Here is a 211-nt window from a genome sequence, read left to right on the forward strand (position 1 = left end):
CGCCGCTCGCGCGCATCGCGGGCCCTGACGACGTCGCGAGCGCGATCCTGCTGCTGACGGGCAATGCGTACAACGGGGTGGATTTCGTCGTCGATGCGGGCCAGAACCTGATCCGCGTCGATCAGGACGTGCTGTACAAGCACCGTTCGCCGGACGGCAAGCACTGACGCTTCGATGAACGAAGGCGGCTGCACGCCGCCTTCGCGCGCCG

Annotated in this window: 1 pseudogene; it reads left to right on the top strand. The window is 67.8% G+C overall.

The features are described from left to right. A pseudogene (locus A9Z05_RS04260) lies at nucleotides 1-167 on the top strand (dehydrogenase); the annotation flags it as partial. Between the last annotated feature and the right edge of the window lie 44 nt (nucleotides 168-211).

The organism is Burkholderia sp. A2, assembly GCF_001729305.1.
Taxonomy (GTDB): Bacteria; Pseudomonadota; Gammaproteobacteria; order Burkholderiales; family Burkholderiaceae; genus Burkholderia; species Burkholderia sola.